Source organism: Acinetobacter sp. UBA6571, from assembly GCF_002434085.1.
Lineage (GTDB): Bacteria > Pseudomonadota > Gammaproteobacteria > Pseudomonadales > Moraxellaceae > Acinetobacter > Acinetobacter radioresistens.
This window is the reverse complement of record NZ_DJJJ01000065.1, coordinates 60,630-84,644: the sequence shown is the minus strand read 5'-3', so window position 1 is coordinate 84,644 and position 24,015 is coordinate 60,630. Positions and strand designations below refer to the sequence as shown.

At 42.4% G+C, this 24,015-nt stretch carries 22 protein-coding genes; 13 read left to right on the top strand and 9 right to left on the bottom strand.

All coding sequences use genetic code 11. The features are described from left to right. The first annotated feature begins 205 nt into the window (after window positions 1-205). Entirely contained in the window at window positions 206-1,369 is a 1,164-nt protein-coding gene (locus tag B3X18_RS14075) for a hypothetical protein (protein ID WP_005026308.1), read from the top strand. 41 nt (window positions 1,370-1,410) lie between these two features. Beyond that, window positions 1,411-2,241: a hydroxyethylthiazole kinase gene (gene thiM, locus B3X18_RS14070; protein ID WP_005026310.1), complete on the top strand. Its 831-nt coding sequence runs from the start codon at window positions 1,411-1,413 to the stop codon at window positions 2,239-2,241. A 51-nt stretch (window positions 2,242-2,292) separates the two neighbouring features. On the opposite strand, the gene B3X18_RS14065 is transcribed toward thiM, so the two are convergent. Both B3X18_RS14065 and B3X18_RS14060 read right to left on the bottom strand, forming a co-directional pair. Beyond that, window positions 2,293-2,604, bottom strand: a complete 312-nt coding sequence (locus tag B3X18_RS14065; protein WP_227548705.1) for a 5-carboxymethyl-2-hydroxymuconate Delta-isomerase — start codon at window positions 2,602-2,604, stop codon at window positions 2,293-2,295. A gap of 105 nt (window positions 2,605-2,709) precedes the next feature. Next, window positions 2,710-4,425: an AAA family ATPase gene (locus B3X18_RS14060; protein ID WP_016801289.1), complete on the bottom strand. Its 1,716-nt coding sequence runs from the start codon at window positions 4,423-4,425 to the stop codon at window positions 2,710-2,712. 221 nt (window positions 4,426-4,646) lie between these two features. Between B3X18_RS14060 and mdh the strand changes: the two genes are divergently transcribed. Further along, window positions 4,647-5,819: an iron-dependent methanol dehydrogenase gene (gene mdh, locus B3X18_RS14055; protein ID WP_005019926.1), complete on the top strand. Its 1,173-nt coding sequence runs from the start codon at window positions 4,647-4,649 to the stop codon at window positions 5,817-5,819. A 159-nt stretch (window positions 5,820-5,978) separates the two neighbouring features. Next, window positions 5,979-6,947, top strand: coding sequence for an alpha/beta hydrolase (locus tag B3X18_RS14050; protein WP_034670601.1), 969 nt, complete (start codon window positions 5,979-5,981; stop codon window positions 6,945-6,947). Between the two features lie 4 nt (window positions 6,948-6,951). Here B3X18_RS14050 and B3X18_RS14045 read toward each other — a convergent pair whose 3' ends face one another. Further along, window positions 6,952-8,142, bottom strand: coding sequence for a transcriptional regulator (locus tag B3X18_RS14045; protein ID WP_005026318.1), 1,191 nt, complete (start codon window positions 8,140-8,142; stop codon window positions 6,952-6,954). Window positions 8,143-8,295: 153 nt separating this feature from the next. Between B3X18_RS14045 and B3X18_RS14040 the strand changes: the two genes are divergently transcribed. The 5 genes from B3X18_RS14040 (at window position 8,296) to B3X18_RS14020 (ending at window position 14,494) form a co-directional block, all read left to right on the top strand. Beyond that, on the top strand, window positions 8,296-9,807 hold the full coding sequence (locus B3X18_RS14040) for an aldehyde dehydrogenase family protein (protein ID WP_005406368.1): 1,512 nt from the start codon (window positions 8,296-8,298) through the stop codon (window positions 9,805-9,807). Window positions 9,808-10,017: 210 nt separating this feature from the next. Next, complete coding sequence (gene eat, locus B3X18_RS14035) at window positions 10,018-11,454, top strand: ethanolamine permease (protein ID WP_026444052.1); 1,437 nt, start codon at window positions 10,018-10,020, stop codon at window positions 11,452-11,454. Between the two features lie 16 nt (window positions 11,455-11,470). Further along, window positions 11,471-12,856: an ethanolamine ammonia-lyase subunit EutB gene (locus B3X18_RS14030; protein ID WP_034670607.1), complete on the top strand. Its 1,386-nt coding sequence runs from the start codon at window positions 11,471-11,473 to the stop codon at window positions 12,854-12,856. Between the two features lie 9 nt (window positions 12,857-12,865). Further along, complete coding sequence (gene eutC / locus B3X18_RS14025; protein ID WP_005026328.1) at window positions 12,866-13,672, top strand: ethanolamine ammonia-lyase subunit EutC; 807 nt, start codon at window positions 12,866-12,868, stop codon at window positions 13,670-13,672. Between the two features lie 96 nt (window positions 13,673-13,768). Further along, on the top strand, window positions 13,769-14,494 hold the full coding sequence (locus B3X18_RS14020) for a glutamine amidotransferase (protein WP_034670609.1): 726 nt from the start codon (window positions 13,769-13,771) through the stop codon (window positions 14,492-14,494). 92 nt (window positions 14,495-14,586) lie between these two features. On the opposite strand, the gene B3X18_RS14015 is transcribed toward B3X18_RS14020, so the two are convergent. The 3 genes from B3X18_RS14015 to tkt form a co-directional block, all read right to left on the bottom strand. Beyond that, window positions 14,587-15,186, bottom strand: a complete 600-nt coding sequence (locus B3X18_RS14015; protein WP_034670612.1) for a YceI family protein — start codon at window positions 15,184-15,186, stop codon at window positions 14,587-14,589. Between the two features lie 275 nt (window positions 15,187-15,461). Next, entirely contained in the window at window positions 15,462-16,013 is a 552-nt protein-coding gene (locus tag B3X18_RS14010) for a DUF4385 domain-containing protein (RefSeq protein ID WP_005026340.1), read from the bottom strand. 160 nt (window positions 16,014-16,173) lie between these two features. After that, entirely contained in the window at window positions 16,174-18,162 is a 1,989-nt protein-coding gene (gene tkt, locus B3X18_RS14005; protein ID WP_034670613.1) for a transketolase, read from the bottom strand. Window positions 18,163-18,552: 390 nt separating this feature from the next. Here tkt and metK point away from each other — a divergent pair, with 390 nt between their 5' ends. Next, on the top strand, window positions 18,553-19,719 hold the full coding sequence (metK, locus tag B3X18_RS14000; protein WP_005019905.1) for a methionine adenosyltransferase: 1,167 nt from the start codon (window positions 18,553-18,555) through the stop codon (window positions 19,717-19,719). A 147-nt stretch (window positions 19,720-19,866) separates the two neighbouring features. Here the strand turns inward: metK and B3X18_RS13995 are convergent, their stop codons facing one another. Then, window positions 19,867-20,130 (bottom strand): hypothetical protein, encoded by a 264-nt coding sequence (locus tag B3X18_RS13995; protein WP_005026343.1) that lies wholly within the window; start codon window positions 20,128-20,130, stop codon window positions 19,867-19,869. Window positions 20,131-20,396: 266 nt separating this feature from the next. On the opposite strand from B3X18_RS13995, the gene B3X18_RS13990 reads away from it, so the two are divergent. Next, entirely contained in the window at window positions 20,397-20,594 is a 198-nt protein-coding gene (locus B3X18_RS13990; RefSeq protein ID WP_005026350.1) for a hypothetical protein, read from the top strand. Window positions 20,595-20,650: 56 nt separating this feature from the next. Here the strand turns inward: B3X18_RS13990 and B3X18_RS13985 are convergent, their stop codons facing one another. Beyond that, window positions 20,651-21,232, bottom strand: a complete 582-nt coding sequence (locus B3X18_RS13985) for an FxsA family protein (RefSeq protein ID WP_005019894.1) — start codon at window positions 21,230-21,232, stop codon at window positions 20,651-20,653. Between the two features lie 120 nt (window positions 21,233-21,352). Here B3X18_RS13985 and ruvC point away from each other — a divergent pair, with 120 nt between their 5' ends. Both ruvC and B3X18_RS13975 read left to right on the top strand, forming a co-directional pair. Continuing rightward, on the top strand, window positions 21,353-21,898 hold the full coding sequence (gene ruvC, locus B3X18_RS13980; protein ID WP_286935758.1) for a crossover junction endodeoxyribonuclease RuvC: 546 nt from the start codon (window positions 21,353-21,355) through the stop codon (window positions 21,896-21,898). Window positions 21,899-21,920: 22 nt separating this feature from the next. After that, a complete protein-coding gene (locus B3X18_RS13975) occupies window positions 21,921-22,538 on the top strand; it encodes a LysE family translocator (RefSeq protein WP_005019892.1) in 618 nt (205 codons plus the stop codon). Here the strand turns inward: B3X18_RS13975 and B3X18_RS13970 are convergent. Beyond that, complete coding sequence (locus B3X18_RS13970) at window positions 22,535-23,998, bottom strand: bifunctional ADP-dependent NAD(P)H-hydrate dehydratase/NAD(P)H-hydrate epimerase (protein ID WP_034670614.1); 1,464 nt, start codon at window positions 23,996-23,998, stop codon at window positions 22,535-22,537. The genes B3X18_RS13975 and B3X18_RS13970 overlap by 4 nt on opposite strands. Window positions 23,999-24,015 lie beyond the last annotated feature (17 nt).

Genomic DNA, 24,015 nt, shown 5'->3' with positions numbered 1-24,015 from the left:
AGGCATGATTCAAGCTTTTCAATTCCTGAATGTCCAGTATTTGAGTAAATGAATATATAACTGATATCGTATTTATAGAAATATCTTTCAACCTTTGAATTAAAAGACCTGAAAGAATATCTCTACAAGTTTCGGCACCTTTTTCAGACAGGCTTGATATAATTCGTGCGAGCATCAGGCGATCGATTTTTGGAAAAAACACGGCATGAGTACCCTATATTCAGTTCTGCATAAACAGCTTGATGAAAGTACACCTTGCCCGTTATGCCGCGCCTCTATGTGGTGGGTAGAAGCAGAGCAGCATGAACAGCCTGTAGAGTTTCATGAGTGCAGCTTCTGTGAACACCGGCTTTTTAAACAGCAGCAGCATACCTGTCACTGTGAAAGCTGTGGTAAGTCACGCAAAAAAATACTAAAAGAAACACGACTACAGGAACAACGTAAATATAAAAATAAACAGACTACTGAAATTGGCTTAGATCAGCTTAATTTTTTGCAAAAACTGTTTTTATTGAGCTTGCTAGACGACCGTATTCAAGAAAATGTACCTCATGATGAATACATTCATTGGGATCTGATCAAATACCAACCTATTACTCCTAACTACTTCTTTCAGAGCAGTCTGCTTAAACAGCTGGTCAAAGATCAGGTACTGGTATGCAGCGAATTTAGTGATGAGGCACAAAGCTATTATATTAATGTACGCCTTGATGGTTATTCCGAGCCAAGTTTATTCAGCATTACCCAGCAACTCCGGTACTGGTTTTTAAATAATCTGAGTTTGGGAATTCCATTTAAAAGTAGTGATGAAGTGAAAGAAGCCTTATATCTGGTACTTTATCAGGAAATTGTCTGTTTTATGCAGCACTACTGCCGTACATGGGGAATACAAATTTCGGGTAATAAAGGTTTTGCAACCTTTTGCTACCGTTTAATGGACTCTCTGGCAGTGGGCCAGATTTATTATATGATCCAGAATGCCTTGGAATACCTGCATAAGCATAAAGCCTTACAACCCCGCAATGAAAATTTTATTAATACCAACTTGCTGAAAAAAACCCTACAACAGTATCGGGAACGTGGCTTACAGGAAAAATGGGAAACCTGTACTTTACCACGCCCATCCAATATCCCCTTTAGCAAGATGAGCTATATCCTGCTGTTTAAATTCTTGGGTTATGATGATCAGATCTTTATTCAGCCAGTCTGGAAGGCTTGGAAAAAAATTGCACCACGTCTCGAATTTTACTCAACTAAACGCTGTATGTACTGTGGTTCTCATGAACTTGATGTAGATTACGATACAGCAGAATATGTCAGTCTGTTCTGTCGTCAGTGCAAACATCAGGACCACTATTTTATCCGCTAGGTATCAGCGCATCATATTTAAAGATTACATCAAGGTAAAAAATGAGCTTTACTGAACAAAAAAATACACTCCTCCAGCAGGTTATACAGGCATGGACGCGATTACAGGAACAGCAACCCTTGGTACAATGCATTACTAATAGTGTCGCTACCAATTATGCTGCGAATATTCTACTGGCAGCGGGCGCTTCACCAGCCATGATTGATAACCCTTTTGAAGCAGAAAGTTTTGCAAATGTTACATCAGCCTTGAGTATTAATTTGGGCACACCGACGACTGAACAGATGCAGGCCATGCTGATTTCAGCACAAACTGTTGATCATAAAAGTACACCTTGGGTACTGGACCCTGTAGGCTATGGACCAGTTTTAAAATGGCGCAGTAGTATGGTTGATCAGCTCTTGGCATTTAAGCCCTCAGTCATCCGGGGTAATGCCTCTGAGATCAGCGCACTCGCTGGTAAGCAGGTTGAGGCTAAAGGCGTAGACAGTACCATAAGCAGTCATACCGTTTACAGACAGGCACAATGTCTGCTTGTGCATAGTGAGTGTATTGCCATTTCTGGTGAAGCAGATTTTATTCTGTCACGCGAGCTTGGACTGGTCATACAGGTCAATGGTGGTAGCTATCTACAACCTAAGGTTACAGCCACAGGTTGTGCGCTGGGCGCACTGATTGCAGCTTATAGTGCAGTTACTACACCCACTATTGCAGCTCTGGCAGCCCACTTGCATTTTGCTATTGCCGGCAAACTGGCATATGAGAAAATTGCCAGTGTGGGTAGTTTTAATGTGGTCTTTATGGATTATATCCACACTCTCAATAGTGAAATGCTACTACAATATGCTGATTTTCAGCTGATTGATTTCTAGATAGAAATTCCGGCTAAATATCTTCATATTGCCAATTTAATTCATATATTTTTAACAGTTTACTATCTGTTTAAGATAATTTTCTTTATCCATCTCTAATAACTGTACACACAGCTGGATCTGCAGGTCATTATCTGTCTTATAATAGTCCTGCTGTGTAAGCACATGCATTAAAGCCTCTCGGACCCGCTGTTTCTGTTCATTTGTACGGCCATTGAACAGGGAAAATTCAACATATATATATGCTTGTGAACTGTCTCCTTCACCAATCAGGAAATCTTCATTGCAATAAAGACGTGCCTTAATATCATTCGGCTGGAACAGTTTACTTTCAATTAATACCTGGTTAATCCGTTTAAGCAGTTTGGGACGGTCTAACTATTCTATATTTGCGGAATATTCAACAACAACATGTGGCATAACGCTTCCTGCTGGTTCTATATATAATAACTTTTGAATTTTTCAGGTTCATTCTATAAAAAGCAGGGCCAGACGGACCTGATCATAACCCATACGTGGACTGGTCGCTTCAACAATAGGACGTAATTTAATCGAACCATCATCATTAAAGTTTTCACTGCGCTTGCTCTTTTGCAAACGTTTATAAAGTTTGCGTACCTGCTCGACCACTTCCTCTCCCGGATGGGCAACTGAAATATCGAGTCCCTGTTCTTTATGCAAGCGTGCCAGATGATTGATCACCGTCGCTGCTGTTAAACCGCGTTCCTGTGCAATATCCTGAATATCATAACCATCTTCAAATAAAGCCTTGGTTTCATCAAGCGTAGCAGAACCATAATTCGGCTTATTTCCTGCTTTGGCAATTTTTTTCTCATTGCGCTGGATTTCGGTTTCATTAAGTGTACCACCACAATGCCGGATAAAAGCCTTATGCTGCGCTGTTAAATCTGTATCGGCAAAATGGGTCTCGGCTTCTTGAGAAAGTTCCTGAAAACGGCGATCTGCTTTAATAGCTAAACTGTCCAGTTCCAAAGCCTGGTCATTAAATCCTACCAGTTTCAAGCCTTCCAGTGATTTTAGCCGGGACAATGCCACATAACCTTGACCCTTTTCAAAAGTATGGCTCAGATTAATTTCTGCGGCTTCTAAAGTCATTCCTTGGCTTTTATGGATCGTAATAGCCCAAGCCAGACGTAAAGGAATTTGCTGAAAACTTGCAATAACCTTTCCGGCTTCATTTTCAATTGACCAGGTTTCTGGGGCAACAAGCAGTGTTGTATCATCGGTCAGCTTGACTTTCGGTAACAGGCCATGTTCATCATCTTCTTCAAAACCGATCACTTCACCCAAACTGCCATTAATATAGCCCAGATCAAAATTATTTTTTACAAACATCACTTTGGCATGCTTTTTTAAAGTGAGATTTTCGGGAGCGCGCACTGATGATTTTAAAGTCTCTACCAGCTTTTCATTACCGTCACATACAGCTTCAAACTGGTGTTCGTCGCCTTCGATGGCATTCAGATGCTGGTAGTTTAAGCTGTCTACATCCATATTGTGGGTATAGAGACGGGTAAAGGTTTCTCCAATATCATGCTGTCGGGACTTTTTTAAAGCCTGAATATGCTGCGGATGAATTCGCTGGGCACGTATTGCATTTAATACCTGATTCAGGACTTCGTCGTCCTGACGATGCTGCTCGGTCAGATAACAGACGCGGAACTTGGCTTCTACCCAGGCATCAGACATAAAGCAGAATTTATCACGATTACGCTCATCATTTTTGCCAACCGGGGGGAGCTGAAAAAAATCGCCTGCTGCAATCACCTGAATACCTCCAAATGCGGCGTCAGATTCTTTGAAGTATTTCAATACCTGATTAACGAGATTGAGCTGCTTCGCATGCAACATGGAGATCTCGTCAATAATCAGCACCTGCGCATTTTCAAGATGCTCCTTGAGGTATTTGCGCTCTTTCATGCGCTTTAGATCATCATCACTTAAAAAATCTTTAATACCGATGCCTGCCCAGGTATGAATGGTCATGCCATTCATATGTGTCGCGGCAATACCGGTTGAGGCAGTAATTGCTACCGGGACTTTTCGTGCTTTCAGGTAGTTAATGTACTGGTTGAGCGTATAGGTTTTTCCTGCACCTGCCGAACCTGTCAAAAAGACATTTTCACCCGCTTTCATCAGTTTAAGTGCAGTTTCTTGTTTCATAACCCGGATCATTTCATAAGAGCGTGCATAGCTTACCGGCTTTTCACTAAAAATTAAATCTGCCTGTCATGCAACAAATTCAAGTATTTGATTTTTAAATTTTTACCTTGGACAAAAAATGGTAGGTATTTGGTAGGTGCAAAAAACACTTAATTTTTTTAATACTATGCTTAAGGTGAGGGTCACCTGTAAACAACAATGATAGAAGAAGGAATCTCTTCATGGCTTTTAAAAATATTGCAGATCAAACTAACGGTTTTTATATTCCTTGTGTATCTTTATTTGGTCCAGGCTGTGCAAAGGAAATTGGTAGCAAAGCACAAAATCTGGGTGCAAAAAAAGCTTTAATCGTGACAGATGAAGGCTTATTCAAATTTGGTGTAGCGCATACGATTGCCGGCTACCTAACCGAAGCTGGAGTAGAAAGCCACATTTTTCCAGGTGCTGAACCTAATCCGACTGATATAAATGTGCATAAAGGCGTCGAAGCATACAATGAAAATGGCTGTGACTTTATTGTATCTCTAGGCGGCGGTTCTTCACATGACTGTGCAAAAGGTATTGGGCTTGTCACTGCTGGTGGCGGTCATATCCGTGATTATGAAGGTATTGATAAAAGTACCGTACCAATGACGCCACTGATTGCAATCAATACTACGGCAGGCACAGCATCTGAAATGACCCGCTTCTGTATCATTACCAATACAGATACCCACGTTAAAATGGCAATAGTTGACTGGCGCTGTACTCCCCTGATTGCGATTGATGACCCTAAATTAATGATGGCTAAACCTGCCGGCTTGACTGCTGCCACAGGTATGGATGCCCTGACTCATGCCGTAGAAGCTTATGTCTCGACTGCAGCAAATCCGATTACAGATGCCTGTGCTGAAAAAGCAATCAGTATGATTAGCGAATGGTTGCGTCCGGCAGTCGCCAATGGTGACAATATTGAAGCCCGTGATGCCATGAGCTATGCGCAATATCTGGCTGGTATGGCGTTTAATAATGCATCTTTAGGCTATGTACATGCTATGGCACACCAGTTAGGTGGTTTCTATAACCTGCCGCACGGCGTATGTAATGCCATTTTATTACCACATGTGTGCGAATTTAACCTGATTTCCTGCCCAGACCGTTACCGGAAAATTGCAGAACTGATGGGTGTAAATACTGAAGGCTTAACAGTGACTGAAGCAGCTTACGCTGCAATTGATGCAATTCGAGAACTTTCTACCTCAATTGGTATTCCATCAGGTTTAAATGAGCTGAACGTAAAAGAAGCTGATCTGGCTATTATGGCCGAAAATGCGCAAAAAGATGCCTGTATGCTCACCAACCCACGTAAGGCAACACATGCACAGGTGGTAGAAATGTTTAAAGCGGCGATGTAAGTCAATCCTCCAATCAGTGACTTGCTGTACGTTTAAGGAATATCAGTACTTTGATATTCCTTTTTTTAGCTTATACATTTTTGAGGTCGTTTCAGGAATTGACAAAATTGCTCATTTCATCAAGCATAAGGAAAATAACAACACCTTATAATCTTTCTTATGACTTCCCCAAAAACAGCAATAAACTACCAACCAGACGTGCTAGGTGAAGGCTACCAGCAGCTGCGCCTACATGTACAAGCTCATACCTCCGGCCCGGTAATTGCGACGTTAGTCCGTAAAAAGGCCGCTCAAGCTACCCGCAAGGCTGTGCTTTATATTCATGGCTTTCTGGACTATTTTTTCCAAACTGAAATGGCAGAGCAATTTAACCAGCATGGCTTTGACTTTTACGCTGTTGATCTGCATAACTATGGCCGATCATATTTGCCTCATCAGGAACTCTACCGTGTTAAAGAGCTAGAGGAATATGATGCTGAGATCACTCAGGCACTGCTACAGATTCAGCAGGAACAGCATGATATGGTCCTGCTGGCAGGTCACTCAACTGGCGGGCTGATCAGCACTTTGTATGCAGCTCATTACCCAGAGCATCCTCTAATTAAGGCTCTGTGGCTAAACAGTCCATTTTATGATTTTAACCTGTCAGCTATTGAGAAAAAATTTGGTTTGCCGGCGCTGAGTCAGGTGGCTAAATATTTGCCTAAATTACGCTTTCCAAGTGGCTTAAACCGTTGGTATGTCCCGAGTCTGCATCAAAAGTGGTATGGTGAATGGGTTTTTGATCTGAACTGGAAACCTCAGGCTTATCCAAAGGTTGAATTAAGTTTTATCCGCGCTATTTTTGAAGCACAAAAAGAAATTCATCAGGGCATAACAATCAGGGTGCCTGTACTGGTTATGCATTCTCACCAGACTAAGAATCCGAGACGCTGGAACAAGACTGCACTCAATAGTGATGTAATTCTGAATGTCAGAGATATCAAAAAATATGCACAAAAGATTCAGGGTAAGGTAACCATTCAAACTATAAAAAATGGCTTACATGATCTGGTGCTATCACAAAAACCTGTACGTATGCAGGTCTACAGACAATTGTTTGACTGGTTAGACGAACAGGAACTTTAACAGTTTATTGCTGTATTTCCCGGTATTTCAATACTAACTGATGGGCAGGATGGCCGGCAGGCAAGAGATCGGCCAGCCGTTCAATGGCGTCAATTGCTTCCGGGACGTGGGCAATATGCTTAAGCAGTACATCGCTCTGATTCGACTGGAAAATTGCTTCACTTAAACGTGATTCAAGACAGTCACGCCAGGCACATAAAAATGGGCTTTCGGTCTTTGCTAGGAAAATTCCACGACAGGCCTGAATCGCTGTTTCAACATAACCAGCGTCGAGTGCCTGTTCAGCCTGCAAAAAATCTGCTTCAACCTGCGCCAGCAAGCGATAAGGACGCGAACCCAGCATTCCCCCCAGTACATCACGTAATTGTGACATTTCTGCTTTTAAGGTTCCCATGCTGATCTTGCGCTCACCATAGAGTGCCTGATGCAAATTATCCAGATTTAAGCCTTGAGGACATAAAGCCAAAATGGCTAAAATCTCGATTTGCCGTGGTGTAAGAACCAGCCCTTTACCATTAAAAATAACTTTTGGTACAGCAAAGGCACGAATATACAAGCGCTGTTTCTGATGTTCAATCAAAGCAGTTTGAATAATCGATGCGCAGCGTTCTGCGGCCAGCAGCCCCAGACTGTTATGATGATCCCAGGTTGTTGATAAATCAATCACTCCCAGAACCTGTCTGGAATACGGATCAATCACAGGTGCTGCATAACAGACCCAGTCATGAATAGACTCCATATAGTGCTCATTAGAGAACACACAGGAAGACTGCTGGGTTTTTAAACTTAAAGCCAGCGCGTTGGTTCCTACAAGTTCTTCACGCCATTGCCCGCCTTCAACGAAATGCACTTTTTCTGCTGCATTACGCATTTGTCCACTCGATGCTGACCAGATAATTGTACTTCCGATGTCCCCTACCGCAATCACCATGGCAGACTGTTCAGCTACATGACGTAAATCTTCAGCACAATGTTCCAGCGCAAACTTTAAGGGATTAGCAGAGCCTGGAATATATTTTAAATCTTGCAAGGGCGCAGCTACCCGGCCTTTAGGTATCTCGGCTGTAGCCGAACGCTGCCAGGAACTAAGTATACTCTGACTGAGCTTCTGGGCATTTCCAGGCGATAGACTGCTACTGTGCCTAAGCTTTTCAATGGTACTACGTTGTTGCTGCAGGTCTTGTTTTGTAAACATTTGTACATTCCTTGCAAATTGTCACTTTTTCCAACCTTTCTCCAACCTTATTTTTTATATGCTAAATAAATAGTATGCGAAAGTAGCCTTATACCAAAGCGGTATAAAAATTCGCAGCTACACAAATTAAATTATAAGCAAAGGAAGATAAACATGCGTTATGCCGATCCTAATCAACCTGGTTCAAAAGTTCAGTTCAAAGCTCAATATGACAACTTCATTGGGGGAGAATGGGTAGCTCCGGTAAAAGGAGAATACTTCGAAAATATCTCGCCAGTCGATGGCAAAGTCTTTACTAAAGTTGCCCGCTCTTCTGTTGAAGATATTGAACTTGCTCTCGATGCCGCGCATAAGGCCAAAGAGCAATGGAATCGCTCGTCACCAACAACACGCTCAAACCTGCTTCTCAAAATTGCAGATCGCCTAGAAGCCAACCTTGAACAACTCGCTGTAGCAGAAACCTGGGATAATGGCAAGCCTATCCGTGAAACCCTAGCAGCCGACATTCCACTGGCAATTGATCATTTCCGTTATTTCGCCAGCTGTATCCGTGCTCAGGAAGGCGGAATTTCTGAAATTGATGAAGATACTATTGCCTATCATTTTCATGAGCCGCTTGGTGTAGTCGGCCAGATTATTCCATGGAACTTTCCCATCCTGATGGCAGCATGGAAGATTGCACCTGCGCTAGCAGCCGGTAACTGTATCGTACTAAAACCGGCTGAACAGACACCAGTCAGTATTCTGGTCCTGGCTGAACTGATCCAGGACCTGTTGCCGGCAGGTATTCTAAACATTGTAAATGGTTATGGTGTTGAAGTAGGACGCCCGCTTGCAACCAATCCGCGTATTGCAAAAATTGCTTTCACTGGCTCAACCCAAGTGGGCCAGATGATTATGCAATATGCAACCGAAAATATTATTCCGGTTACGCTGGAGCTTGGCGGTAAGTCACCAAACCTGTTCTTTGCTGACGTTATGGATCAGCAAGATGACTATCTGGAAAAAGCTTTAGAAGGCTTCACCATGTTCGCGCTGAATCAGGGCGAAATCTGTACTTGTCCGTCACGTGCCCTGATTCAGGAGTCAATTGCTGACCAGTTCTTGGAAATGGCCGTAGAACGTGTTAAACGCATTAAGACAGGCCACCCGCTAGATACTGACACCATGATTGGTGCGCAGGCCTCTCAAGAGCAGCAGGATAAAATTTTAGGATGTATTGCTACCGGACGCGAAGAAGGTGCTCAGGTACTGGTAGGTGGTGGACAGCGTAATGAGGTGGGTCAAGGCTTCTATATTGAACCAACGATCTTCAAGGGTGATAACAGCATGAAAATTTTCCAGGAAGAAATTTTTGGTCCTGTGCTGTCGGTAACTACTTTTAAAGACTTTGATGAAGCCATTAAAATTGCCAACGACACAATCTATGGTCTAGGTGCAGGTGTCTGGTCACGTTCAGCCCATACTTCCTACCGTGCTGGCCGTGCGATTGAAGCAGGTCGTGTCTGGACTAACTGCTATCACATCTACCCTGCTCATGCTGCCTTCGGCGGATACAAGAAATCAGGAATTGGCCGTGAAAATCATAAAATGATGCTTGATCATTACCAGCAAACCAAGAACTTGCTGGTAAGCTACTCAACCAAACCAGCTGGCTTCTTCTAGGAATTCCAAATTGATTTATTTTATTTACGGCTACCTCAGGTAGCCGTAAATCTTTTCCCATATTGAACTTTTACTAATTTATAAATCTAGCAAAATAATAAAACTGCTACTCAAACAGAATGGTATATCAGGCTTGGAAGCCTGCTTTAGATCTTGGTACTAAAATTGCTTTTATGACCAGATCAAACATAATAAAAAATGGAGTACATTATGAACAATCCAAAGATTGTCGATGCAACTGCTTCTTCTACCCTGCCCACCCAAGAAGAATACTTTGCCAAACGGCAACTTAAACAAGGTGCAGTCGGCTGGCTGCTGCTGGTCGGCTTAGGTGTTGCCTATGTGATTTCAGGAGATTTCGCCGGATGGAATTTTGGCCTCGCACAAGGTGGCTGGGGCGGTATGTTTATTGCGACAGTAGTAGTGGCAGTCATGTATCTGTGCATGTGTCTCTCTATGTCAGAAATGGCCACCATGTTGCCTACCGCCGGAGGAGGCTACAGTTTTGCCCGTACCGCATTCGGACCTTTTGGCGGATATCTGACCGGTACTGCTATTCTGATTGAATACTCTATTGCACCTGCAGCCATCGCCTGTTTCATTGGTGCATATTGTGAATCATTGTTTGGTGTGGGTGGCTGGATCATTTATCTGGTGTGTTATCTGGTCTTTATGGGCATACACCTTAAAGGTGCTGGTGAGGCATTAAAAATTATTTTTGTTATTACCGCAATTGCTGCTGTGGCATTGCTAGTCTTTATTATAGCCATGATCCCGCACTTTAACAGTGCAAACCTGTTTAATATTGCAGTATCTGACAAAGCCGGTGCCAGTGCTTTCTTACCGATGGGTTATTTAGGAATATGGGCTGCCGTACCTTATGCCATCTGGTTCTTTCTGGCAGTCGAAGGTGTACCGTTAGCTGCTGAAGAAGCCAAAGACCCAACCCGCTCCTTACCCCGTGGTCTGATTGGTTCAATGCTGATACTGGCAGCATTTGCCCTGCTTATTTTGTTTTTAGGTGCTGGCGCAGCTGGAGCAAACCAGTTAAAAGACTCTGGAGCTCCCTTGGTGGATGCCCTGGTTGCCGTATATGGTGAACATACCCGGCTTGCAGGTTTTGTCAACTTTGTTGGACTGGCAGGTCTGATTGCGAGTTTTTTCTCTATCATTTATGCCTATTCTCGTCAGATTTTTGCGTTGTCCCGTGCCGGTTATCTGCCAACATCTCTCTCTTTAACCAATAAAAATAAAGCTCCCTATCTGGCAATTATCATTCCTGGAATTATTGGCTTTGCCCTGTCCCTTACTGGTGAAGGTGATTTGCTGATTCTTATGGCTGTTTTTGGTGCGACTATTTCTTATGTTCTGATGATGCTTTCACACATCAAACTGCGTCTATCTCGTCCAGATATGGATCGGCCTTATAAGACTCCAGGTGGAATAGTGACATCAGGTATTGCTTTGATACTGGCCTTAATTGCAGTCATTGCAGGTTTTCTGGTTGATCCAAAAGTCTGGTTTATAGCAGCAGGAATTTATATAGCTTTTATTGTCTATTTTCTGGTTTATAGCCGCCATCGGCTGGTACAGGGAACACCTGAAGAAGAGTTTGAAAATATCAGAAAGGCAGAACAGGAACTTTAAAAAGGGATAGATTCTTATGCGTTATCAGACCACAATCGCTCAACAGAACTATATTTTTCCAGATCTAAAGACTCTGATGGCTAAAGCTTCACCGCTACGTTCGGGAGACGAACTGGCTGGAATCGCTGCGCAAAATGCAACCGAGCGAGTCGCTGCACAAATGGCTCTCGCTGAAGTTCCATTAAAAAATTTTTTAAATGAAGTGTTGGTCAATTATGAAACTGATGAAGTAACTCGGCTAATTATTGATGAACATGATGCACAGTCTTTTTACCCGATTGCACATTTTACCGTAGGTGACTTTAGAAACTGGCTGCTCAGTGCAGAGGCAACTACTGAAAAACTGCAGGCACTAAGCCCGGGTTTAATACCAGAAATGGTGGCAGCGGTTAGTAAAATCATGAGGAATCAGGATTTAATACTAGTAGCCAGCAAATGTGAAATTATTACCCGCTTTCGTAATACCGTAGGCTTAAAGGGCCGTCTTTCTACCCGTTTACAACCAAACCATCCTACAGATGACCTGCTCGGTATTTCAGCTAGTATCTTGGATGGACTCATGTACGGCAATGGTGATGCAGTCATTGGAATTAATCCTGCGACTGACAATTTACAGAATCTTTCTGAGCTTTTAAAACTATTGGACCATATCATTCAGGATTATCAGATTCCAACCCAGTCCTGTGTATTGACCCATGTCAGTTCAGGCATTCATCTGGCCAACCAGAATGTTCCGGTTGATCTGATGTTTCAGTCGATTGCCGGTACTGAACTTGCAAATCGAGGCTTCGGAATCTCACTGGCCATGTTACAGGAAGGCTATGAAGCCGCCTTAAGCCTTAAGCGTGGGACAATAGGGCAAAATGTCATGTATTTTGAAACTGGTCAAGGAAGTGCCTTGTCCAGTAATGCTCATCACGGGGTTGACCAGCAGACCATTGAAACACGGGCCTATGCGGTTGCACGCAAGTTCAATCCTTTTTTAGTAAATACTGTAGTTGGCTTTATTGGTCCAGAATATCTGTACAATGGCAAACAGATTATCCGTGCCGGTCTGGAAGACCATTTCTGTGGCAAGCTCATGGGTTTACCTATGGGGTGTGATATTTGTTATACCAATCATGCTGATGCTGATCAGGATGATATGGACACCCTGCTGACCTTACTGGCCACAGCAGGAATCAATTTTATTATGGGAATACCGGGTTCAGATGATGTTATGCTGAACTACCAGACTACATCTTTTCATGACGCTTTATACGCTCGCCAGCTTTTAGGATTACAGCCAGCACCAGAGTTCGCTCACTGGCTGGAGCAGCAAGGAATTCTCCGTCAGCAGCACCAACAGATTGAATGGGCAAAGCAAATGCCCGAACAGTTCTCCAGACTTCTAAAATCATAAGGAGAAATGATGAAACTTTATCCGGACACCCACTATTCTGCTGCCTTGCATGAAAATGACTGGGCACAGCTCAAACGTTTTACAGATGCCCGCATTGCCTTGGGACGCGCAGGTTGTAGTATCCCCACAAATGAGCTTCTAAAATTCCAGCTAGCACATGCACAAGCTAAAGATGCCGTGTTGTGTCAGCTTAATATTCCCAAACTTCAGCAACAGCTTGAGCAGTTAGAGTTAGAACACATACATGTGCAAAGCCAAGCCAGCAATAAAGAGCTTTACTTAAAACATCCTGATCTTGGCCGGGTACTGTCTGATGAATCGCGGACATTAGTCAGAGAATATGTAACAAAGTCAGCTCAAACATTCGATGTAGTTATTGTCGCAGGCGATGGTTTGTCCGCTTTGGCAATTGAAGAAAATGCCATACCTTTTATACAGTTAATGCAGCAGGAAGTGCAACAGCAAGGCTGGTCGCTTGCACCGGTCATTCTGGCTACAGGCAGTCGGGTTGCTCTAGGGGACGAAATTGCACAAACGCTTCAGGCCAGAATGTTGATTATGCTTATTGGTGAACGTCCAGGTTTAAGTTCCCCCGACAGTATGGGCGTTTATTATACCTGGCAAGCTAAAACTGGCTGTCAGGATTCTGCCCGAAACTGTATTTCCAATATCCGCCCTGCAGGGCTCTCCCTGCATGTAGCTGCTCAACGTTTAATAGCGCTTATGCAAAAATCAGCCCGGCTTCAACTTTCAGGTGTCCATCTGAAAGATGAACATACTCTAAATACTGAAATAAAAAATCAGTCTGTAAAATAACTTTTTTGACCTCTTCAATTATTCATTAAAAATAGTGCTCTGCTTGAGCACTAATTCGCCTTAGAATATTGCCAACCGAGAATACGAATTTAAACAATGTCAAAGCAATCTGTATTTCCTAAAACTATTTACGTTGTTCAACATGTTGCCTTTGAAGATCTAGGATCACTGGAAGATCTTTTTTATCAACTGGGGTATCGTGTACGTTACTTTGAAGCTGGCGTAGATGTGCTTGAACCGGCATTCTTACATGCAGGTCTAACCATTATTCTTGGCGGCCCAATTGGTGTATATGAAACTGAAGAATATCCGTTTTTACAGATCGAGATTGATCTTTTAAAGCAGCGGCTTGCATCCGAGCTGCCTACTATCGGTATATGTTTAGGAGCACAATTGATTGCCTATGCCTTGAACGCTAAAGTCTATGCAGGCCCGCAAAAAGAAATAGGTTGGAGTACACTGCTCTTAAATGAGACAGAGGATAATCCATTAGCACCTTTAGCAAATACGCCTGTTCTGCATTGGCACGGCGATACATTTGATTTACCGGCTGGTGCTACTTTACTTGCCAGTTCTACTTTATATAAAAATCAGGCTTTTTCCCTCGGCAAAAATATTCTGGCGCTACAGTTTCATCTTGAAGTTGCCGGAGATTCTTTTGAGCCTTGGCTGGTGGGACATACCTGTGAGCTAAAGCAGGCGAAACTCTCTATCAACCAATTGCGTGCTGACCATGAGCAATATGCAAATGAGCTTGAACAGCAGTGTGCACTTGTTCTTCAAAATTTCCTGAATGGTCTTGAACAAACAGTGAATAAATAAGTTCTTCTGGCAATCTATATTTTAAGATTTTTTATAATTTAAAATATAAAAAAGCGCCCGACTAGGCGCTTTTTCAGCATAGAAAACATCTATTATTTTTTAGGTGTTGCCTGAGCTACAGAAGCTTCAGTCGTAATTTGTACAGTGATTTTATCACCAACATTCGGGACATAGCTTGCAATTCCGAAATCAGAACGCTTAAATGAAGTCGTAGCATTAAAACCAATCGATTGAGCTTTGGTCATTGGATGCTCGCCCTGCTTATTTAACACAGCATCTAGTACAACTGGTTTAGCAATTCCTTTTACCGTCAGGTTACCGGTAATTTTAAAATGCTTCTTGTCTTTTTTAGGTTCGACTTTAGTACTTTTAAAGGTAATAGTTGGATATTTTGCAACATCAAACCATTCAGCCTTAGCCAAGTGTTCATCTAAAGCTTTTACATTCGTATTCAGGCTGGAAACAGGAATAGTCACATCTACAGATGAGTTGGCAGGTTTTGCGTTATCTACCTTAATTGTACCCTGAATATCAGAAAAATTGGCATACGGTGTAGAAAAACCAAAATGGTCCCAAGAAAACACTGTAGCAGTATGTGTTGGATCAATTTTATAATCCACCGGTTTAGCCATGCTTAAACTAGTTGTAACTGCAACTGCCAGACCTAAACCAAAAACTTTTAAAGATTTCATTTTTTATAACTCACTAGAAGAATAAACATTATTGTAGAGATTGAAAAATAAATTACAGTCTTATGCTTAAAACGTACCGTCTCATATATAGAACGTATAAAAATCATCATTATGAAGAAGAATTTAAATAACTCTTCTGCTCACTTAATTTAATCTTCACAGTAACAAAGAGTTAGTAAAATTCGTATATTTTTTGTTTTTACAATTCTAATAAGATGGTTAAATGTAGTTCACCAGATTTTTTTCTTTAACTCATCTCGAACCAGTCTTTTCTATTAATTTTTATAGTCTTCTATAAATTTTTGTCTCAGCTTCAAATATAATTCATGCTGTTTTGCCATATCCCATTTCTCTTTAAAAATACGTGCTGCCGCAGCTTTAATTGGATCCTCAGTGTCGCGTGGTAATGCCTGCCGGCCATGAGCGCCACTAAGACCTTTTTTGTCACTAGGCACAGGCCCCTGATATTTTTTCCCCCCTTTATGATTTGCATAGCGCCGGGCACGGGTATAACCCATCTGTAAAAATTTTCGGGCCATATCTGCGCCAACAAAATCTTGCTGCTTTAAATAGTCCAGAAATAGTTGATAAATTTTTTGACTGCTCTGCTCAGCCTTTTCAATATCAGCAAAGCGCCAGTGAGGCAAAATCTCGGATTTATAGGGCTCAACCAGTAAAACACCCTGCTCTCCACGGCCAATTTCATAAAGCTCAGGATGCTGACGAAAGTTAATCTTTTTAAAGTCGAGCGAATAATCAAAGCTATCTGATTTTACCCGGGCTGTTCGTCGCGGAATCTTTTTTTCTTGAGATGGCTGCTCTGTCATATTTTAAAATAATCTGAACTACTTAATTTATTTTTAAAATAGAAAACAGTCCAAATAAAGTAGTAATGCGTAAGTTATACTGGATTTACTCAGGCATACTTTTAAAACCAGAATAAAAAAGCGCCCTGATTTAGAGCGCTTTTTTATCTTACCCAAAGAATCAGGCAGTCAGTTCATTTACCGCAGCTACAACAGCTTCAGTAGTAATACCAAAGTACTTAAACAGGTCTTTAGCAGGCGCGGACTCACCATAGGTGGTCATACCAATTACTTTACCGTCCAGACCGACAAACTTCCACCAGTAATCCACATGTGCTGCTTCTACTGCAACACGGGCACGAATATGGGCAGGCAGGACAGATTCACGGTATACCGCTTCCTGTTTCATGAATTCTTCGGCACATGGCATAGACACTACACGTACACCTTCAAGCTGTGCGTATGCTTCCATTGCCAGGGATACCTCTGAGCCTGTAGCAATAATAATTGCTTTTAGCTCGCCTTTTTCTTTTGCCAGAACATAACCACCTTTGACTACATTCTGAATCTGTTCTTCAGTACGTTGCTGGAATGGCAGATTTTGACGGGAGAAAATCAAGGCAGATGGACCATCTTTACGTAGTAGAGCAGATTTCCAGGAAACTGCAGCTTCAACAGTGTCTGCTGGACGCCAGGTATTCAGGTTTGGCGTAGAACGTAACGAAGCAATCTGTTCGATTGGCTGATGCGTCGGACCATCTTCCCCCAGACCGATTGAGTCATGCGTATAAACATGAATGACACGTTGCTTCATGAGTGCAGACATACGTACGGCGTTACGTGCATATTCCATGAACATGAGGAAGGTCGCCACGTAAGGAATAAAACCGCCATGCAGTGCTACACCATTGGCAATTGCAGTCATACCGAATTCACGTACACCATAGTACACATAATTACCGGCCGGATTAGTCTGTATACCTTCACAGCCTTTCCATAAGGTCAGATTTGACCCGGCAAGGTCAGCAGAGCCACCTAACAGTTCTGGTAACAACGGACCAAATGCCTGAAGTGTGTTCTGGCTCGCTTTACGTGAAGCGATGGTTTCCTCTTTGCTGTTAACTTCCGCAATAAAGGCATCTGCTTTGGCAACAAATTCTTCAGGCAAGTCACCATTTAGACGGCGTAACAATTCAGCAGCTTCGGTTGGATATTTTGCCTGATACTGGGCAAAAACCTCATTCCATTCAGCTTCAGCCTGTTGACCTTTTACTTTAGCATCCCAAGCTTTATAGACATCTTCAGCAATAATAAAGTCTGTATCGGTCCATGCCATAGTCGTACGGGAGAGTGTGATTTCATCCAGTCCCAACGGAGCGCCATGACAGTCTTCTTTACCCTGTTTATTCGGCGAACCTAATCCGATAATCGTTTTACAGATAACTAAAGTTGGTTTCTGAGTTTCAGCTTTAGCTTCAATCGTTGCCTGACGAATAGCTTCAGTATCATGACCGTCTACACGTAACACCTGCCAGCCATATGCTTCAAAGCGTTTTTGTGTATCATCACTGAACCAGCCTTCAACTTCACCATCAATTGAAATGCCGTTGTCATCGTAATAGGCAATCAGTTTACCCAGACCTAAAGTTCCAGCCAGTGAACAGACTTCATGCGAAATGCCTTCCATCAGACAGCCATCACCTAGGAAACAGTAGGTATAATGGTCAACTACCTTAATATCATCTTTATTGAACTGTGCAGCCAATGTTTTTTCAGCAAGTGCGAAGCCTACTGCATTTGCAATACCCTGACCTAGAGGCCCAGTAGTTGTTTCAACACCTGGTGTATAGCCTAACTCTGGATGGCCCGGAGTTTTTGAATGCAACTGACGGAAGTTTTTTAGATCTTCGATTGAAAGGTCATAACCTGTCAAATGCAGAAGAGCATATTGCAGCATTGAGCCATGACCATTTGAAAGGACAAAGCGGTCACGGTTGGCCCACTGCGGGTTGGTCGGGTTGTGGCTCAAGAAATCACGCCAAACCACTTCAGCGATATCTGCCATCCCCATTGGCGCGCCTGGATGTCCAGAATTTGCTTTTTGCACTGCATCCATGGCGAGTACACGAATTGCATTTGCAATACGGCGTTCATTAAGGGGGGTTGTCATAGGTCAGATTCCAATAAATTCGTCAGAAAAAGAAAATGAATAGAGAATTATGCGATAGTGCATATTGTCTTAAAAAAACGGTTGAGGGTAAAGGGTGAAGACGGCATTTCTTGTTAAGTATTCTGCAAATGCCCTTTTATCATACGTATAAGGCACTAAAAGTCAGATATAAACAGGATATAAAGTACAAACATTCTTGCTTATGAAGAAAAATGCAATATTCATCACTAAATTATATAATGATGAATATTTGCTGTTTTCTTGGAACAGCTGGTGGAAGTTGCAGCTATTTCAGCTTGAAACAAGAGATTTTCATCATTTACAGCTAGTCCAAACGTCTAAGTCGATGTAACATATTCCGTCTTTTGAAATAACTGCGATAGGACTTTCATGCGCGAGTACGCTGTTTTTACTTCGGAATCTGTAAGCGAAGGCCATCCGGATAAAATGGCTGACCAGATCAGTGATGCCATTTTGGATGCAATCTTAAAAGAAGACCCATATGCGCGGGTTGCTTGTGAAACGTTAGTAAAAACGGGTGCAGTTGTACTTGCCGGCGAAATCACAACAACTGCCAACGTTGACGTTGAAGCGATCGTTCGCCAGACCGTCAATGGAATTGGTTATCATCATTCTGATTTAGGTTTTGATGGTTCAACCTGTGCTGTCATTAATATGATTGGCAAGCAGTCTCCTGAAATTGCTCAGGGGGTTGATCGCCAGAAACCTGAAGATCAGGGAGCAGGTGACCAAGGTTTAATGTTTGGTTATGCCAGTCGTGAAACTGACGTGCTGATGCCAGCACCTATTTCTTATGCTCACCGTCTGATGGAACGACAGGCAGAATTACGTCGTTCTGGTGCTCTGCCATGGTTACGTCCAGATGCAAAAAGCCAGGTCACCTTTGCCTATGAAAATGGCCGTCCGGTGCGTTTAGACGCGGTAGTTCTTTCCACCCAGCATGATCCGGAAATTACTCAGGCACAGCTAAAAGAAGCAGTACTTGAAGAAATTATCAAACCGGTGATTCCTGCAGAAATGTTCCATGTAGCAACCAAATTCCACATTAATCCGACCGGTATGTTCGTGATTGGTGGTCCAGTAGGGGACTGTGGTTTAACAGGTCGCAAAATTATTGTTGATACTTATGGCGGTATGGCCCGTCATGGCGGTGGTGCTTTCTCCGGTAAAGATCCTTCAAAGGTTGACCGCTCTGCTGCTTATGCAGGACGTTATGTAGCTAAAAATATTGTGGCTGCAGGTCTTGCTGAAAAGTGCGAAATTCAGGTGTCTTATGCTATTGGTGTTGCAGAGCCAACCTCTATTTCAATCAATACATTTAATACTGCCAAGGTTTCAGAAGAGCTGATCATTCAGCTCGTACGTGAGCACTTTGACCTTCGTCCTTATGGCATTACCCGTATGCTGAATCTGATTCAACCAATGTACAAGCAGACAGCTGCTTATGGTCATTTTGGTCGTGAAGGCTCAGATACTGCATTTACCTGGGAAAAAACAGACAAAGTAGAAGCACTTAAAGCCTCTGCTGGTCTTTAAAATTTACTAAGTTATCAGACAAGAAGCCAATTGATTTGAAATCAATTGGCTTTTTTATAGGTCATGCCCATACAAGCTGTAAAAATTTTGCTTAATTGCCCATCCTTTAGCGCAAAATCTCCTCACCTCTAAAAATTTATGATAACCCTACTGAGGCTTAGGCCAAGTATGAGCTGGTGTCCGGTCATGGTTGAGTACATCTAGCAAGGTTGTTTGTACAGGCACATCCTGATGGTCCTGAAAATATACCTGAACTACTGTAATCGTCATGACTACTGCCAGGCATGCAGTGATACAAAACATCCAGAACCCGAAAGGACTCCGAATGGAGTGAGAGCCGCAAGCAGGGCATTCTTTTTCTGTTGATGAGACCACTTTATTGCAACATGCACAATGATATTGGTACAACATAGGTATCCTCCTATTTTATCGTTTTTGTTATTGTGAGTTTTACACAACTGCTGAGTACAATAGGTATTACAACTATTATCTTATGGTAAAGAAATTGCAATTACAATGCATAAATTCTAGGCAATGGCATTTAAATCGACAGTACGATAGCAGCAATAACGTATGATAAAAATATTCAGTAATTTTACTCTTGATGAGAACTACACTATTTTAATGTTGGCATGATATTTTGTTAAACTGCCATTTTGCCAAAGGAGACCCCAGATATGGTCCAGCTAATCAGTAAAGGTGGCTTTCGTGAACGGGCAAACCGGAGCCAAAAGTATAAAAATTCCGAAAATTCACAGACCGCACTTCGCCCTCGTACCTATAACTGCGTTGCGCCATCAGCTGATGATCAACCTGAATATAAAGATGAAAAACCAGAAAATGATGTAATAAGTGAGATAGAGGATGAAGGTTAAAATAATTTCATTAAAAAACCGGATCATTAGATCCGGCTTATAAATTTATCGATAAATCATTTTTGTTTAACGTCTTTCAATTCTATTTTTTTAGCATCAGGTGTTACTTCACGTGCCTCGCCATCAATAATGGTAGAGTCACGCCCTCCTTTTCCACCCTGTTGGTTCTGCATATCCTGCATCTGTCGCATCATGTCAGCAAATGGATTCTGTCCGCTACCGCCCATATTCTGCATATTACCACCCATCATTCCACCCATCATTTTTTCAAGCATGGCCTGTTGACGTTTAGCCATAATTTTCATGAGTGCATCACGGAAAACTCTCTGTACAGCTGGAATCAAAATCAGCACTGCGAGCACATCTGTAATGAGGCCTGGAACAAGCAGTAAAAACCCGGCCATAATTTTTGGAAGATTATTAGTCAATGACGAATCTGCACTCATTTGCCCCATCTGCATTTGTTGCATCTGTGGCATTACACCGGCAGAGTATTTCCGGATAAGATTCATACCGATAAAAAAGGCAGCAATAAACCAGAAAAATACATACCACATACTGCCAACGAGGTCACCCACTCCGATCCAGACGAGTATTTCCAAGACCAAGACAGCAAAAACAGTAAGAAATAATTTCATGAAAATTAATCTAATCTCAACAAAATAAAGTGTGTAGCCTTCAGGTAATGCATCACCTTCAAGCTTTTTTAATACGCTTATGTAACAATAAGGGCATTATTCCTTTTTTAAAGTCCCAGTATGTCATTAATTATCGGTATTGATCCCGGTTCACGTTTAACAGGTTATGGAATCATTGAAAAAGAAGGAAATAAATTACGCTTTATTGATGCCGGTACTATTCGTACAGAAAGCCAGGATATGCCTGAACGCTTGAAACGTATCTTTGCAGGCATTGAGCGGATTGTGAAATTTCATGGACCAACAGAAGCCGCCGTCGAACAAGTATTCATGGCACAAAATCCGGACTCTGCTCTGAAACTCGGTCAAGCACGAGGTGCCGCTATTGCAGCTTTGGTTAATCTTGACTTACAAGTTGCAGAATATACGGCTAGACAGATCAAACAGTCTGTTGTCGGTTATGGTGCTGCGGACAAGGAACAGGTACAAATGATGGTAATGAAACTATTAAACCTCTCAATTCGCCCACAAGCGGATGCTGCGGATGCCTTAGCTGCCGCCATTTGTCATGCACATGCTTCTGGTAGCATGAGCAAAGTTGCTGTATTAAATGTGCTGGGTGGTATGGCTCGTGGCCGGAGCCGTAATAGTAGTCGACGCCGTTAAAATGATTTCTACTGGATAAGACATGAACCATTTAGAGTTACTCTTATACATCAGTAGTGTCGTCCTGATGATTATTATCCCCGGCCCGGTACTGTTATTGGTGGTTGGTACAGGCCTACAGGCCGGCTATCAAAAAGCTTTTAAAACTATTTTAGGAACTAATGCAGCTTCACTAGTACTGATTTTTATTTCAGCACTTATTCTGAAAGGTTTTCTTTCACTAAATGCTTCTTTTCTGGATATTTTGAAATGTCTAGGCAGTCTTTATATTTTATATTTAGGCTGGCAACTAATCCAAGACAGCAAACAGAAGCATCAGGCTGAAATCCAGATGTTGAACCCCAAATTCGGCGGATTTACTAAGGGTTTTCTGGTAGGTATTTCGAATCCTAAGGATATTCTGTTCTTTAGTGCATTTTTTCCACAGTTTATTCAGGTAATGCCAGAAATAAACCAGAGTCTATTTCTATTAACTCTGGTCTGGATAATTCTGGATTTTATGACCTTGAGCCTAGCCTATTTGCTATTTAAGCGAGTTAGCCGTTCTTTTGCATATCAGAGAATTCTACTGATATGTGGTATTTTACTGTTTACCATTGCAATATATGGCTTGTATAGCGGTCTAGGCAGTCTGCTCTAACGGTTTACCACCTGATAAATTGTCTGAGGCATATGCTGGGCCTGTAAGCCACGTTCACCACTTTGTGCCAGCATATCACCCGCTTGGGCATGCAGGCTGATAATCTCATGTAAATGAATATTGTCATGGAACTGTGCTTTTAGTGCGGCTATCATACCGGATAAAACATCTCCCATGCCGCCTGTTCCCATACCCGGATTACCTTCAGTGCAGATCCACAATTGCTGGCTTAATATGAGGCTGCCTGCACCTTTGAGTACCCATTGGCCGTGATATTTCTGCATCAACTGATGAATAGCCGCTATTCGGTCCGCTTCAACCTCACTGACTTTTACACCCAGCAATTTTGCTGCCTCACCCGGGTGGGGCGTCGCATAAAAATGAGTATCTAATTTGGCATTAGCTGCGGCTAAAAACCAGAGCGCATCAGCATCAAGTACCACTTCTAGCTGTTTAGCCTGTTTTAGTTCAGGAAACCATTGCTGAAACTGCTGACCTGCCCAGTTATCACGTCCTAATCCCATACCGAAGCAAACTGCATCGACTTGATTCAATATTTCACAAATAGAGTCTTTATTTAAGTCATGAATATCTTTAAGCATGATATTGGGAGAACGGGCCAGAATGGGACTATGATGTTTACTGTCACATACCACAGTAACCTTTCCGGCACCCGCAGCAAAAGCAGCTTCGGCTGCCATAATCACAGCTCCTCCCATATCGGCATGTCCGCCCACCACCAGCACATGGCCATAACTGCCTTTATGCCCTGAGGCTTGACGTTTTGGCAGTTGAATCTGCTTTGGACACAGGCTTGCTATTGGTTCCAGTTCATCATCTACAGGGATAAGAGATAAAAGTTGAACCTGACCAGAAAACTCTTTGCCCTGCCCGGTATATAAGCCGGCTTTTAAAGCCAATAGTGTACAGGTATGATCCGCCTTGACGGCACAAGGCAAGGGTTTCCCTGTATTTGCCTGTAAACCACTAGGCATATCAATTGAAATTTTCAGACCTGTTTTCTGGTTAAGACTATAGATAATCTTTTGCCAATCCTCATCCAGAATACGATTTAGCCCAATTCCAAATAAAGCATCAATATGAGAGTTAAAATATTCTGGAACATCGAAACTGTTATGAATTTTTATATGCTGCCTCTGTGCATATTGGATTGCCGAATGTAAATCTGCCGACTCTCCTGGCACAGCCGCGAAAATTTCAACATCATAGCCTGCGCCCGCCAGATAAGCTGCTACCAGATAGCCATCTCCGGCATTGTTACCCTGTCCGCACCAGACTGCAATACGCGGAGCAAGCTTTTTATACTGAAGGCACTGAATAATATACTGGGTCATTTGCCAGGCTGCTTGCTGCATCAGTCCAAAAGAAGAGTTTTTCTGGCTAAACCAGCGTCGTTCCCATACTTGAATTGCCTGGCTATGATACACTTGTTTCAGCATTATTTTTTCCTTCCTAT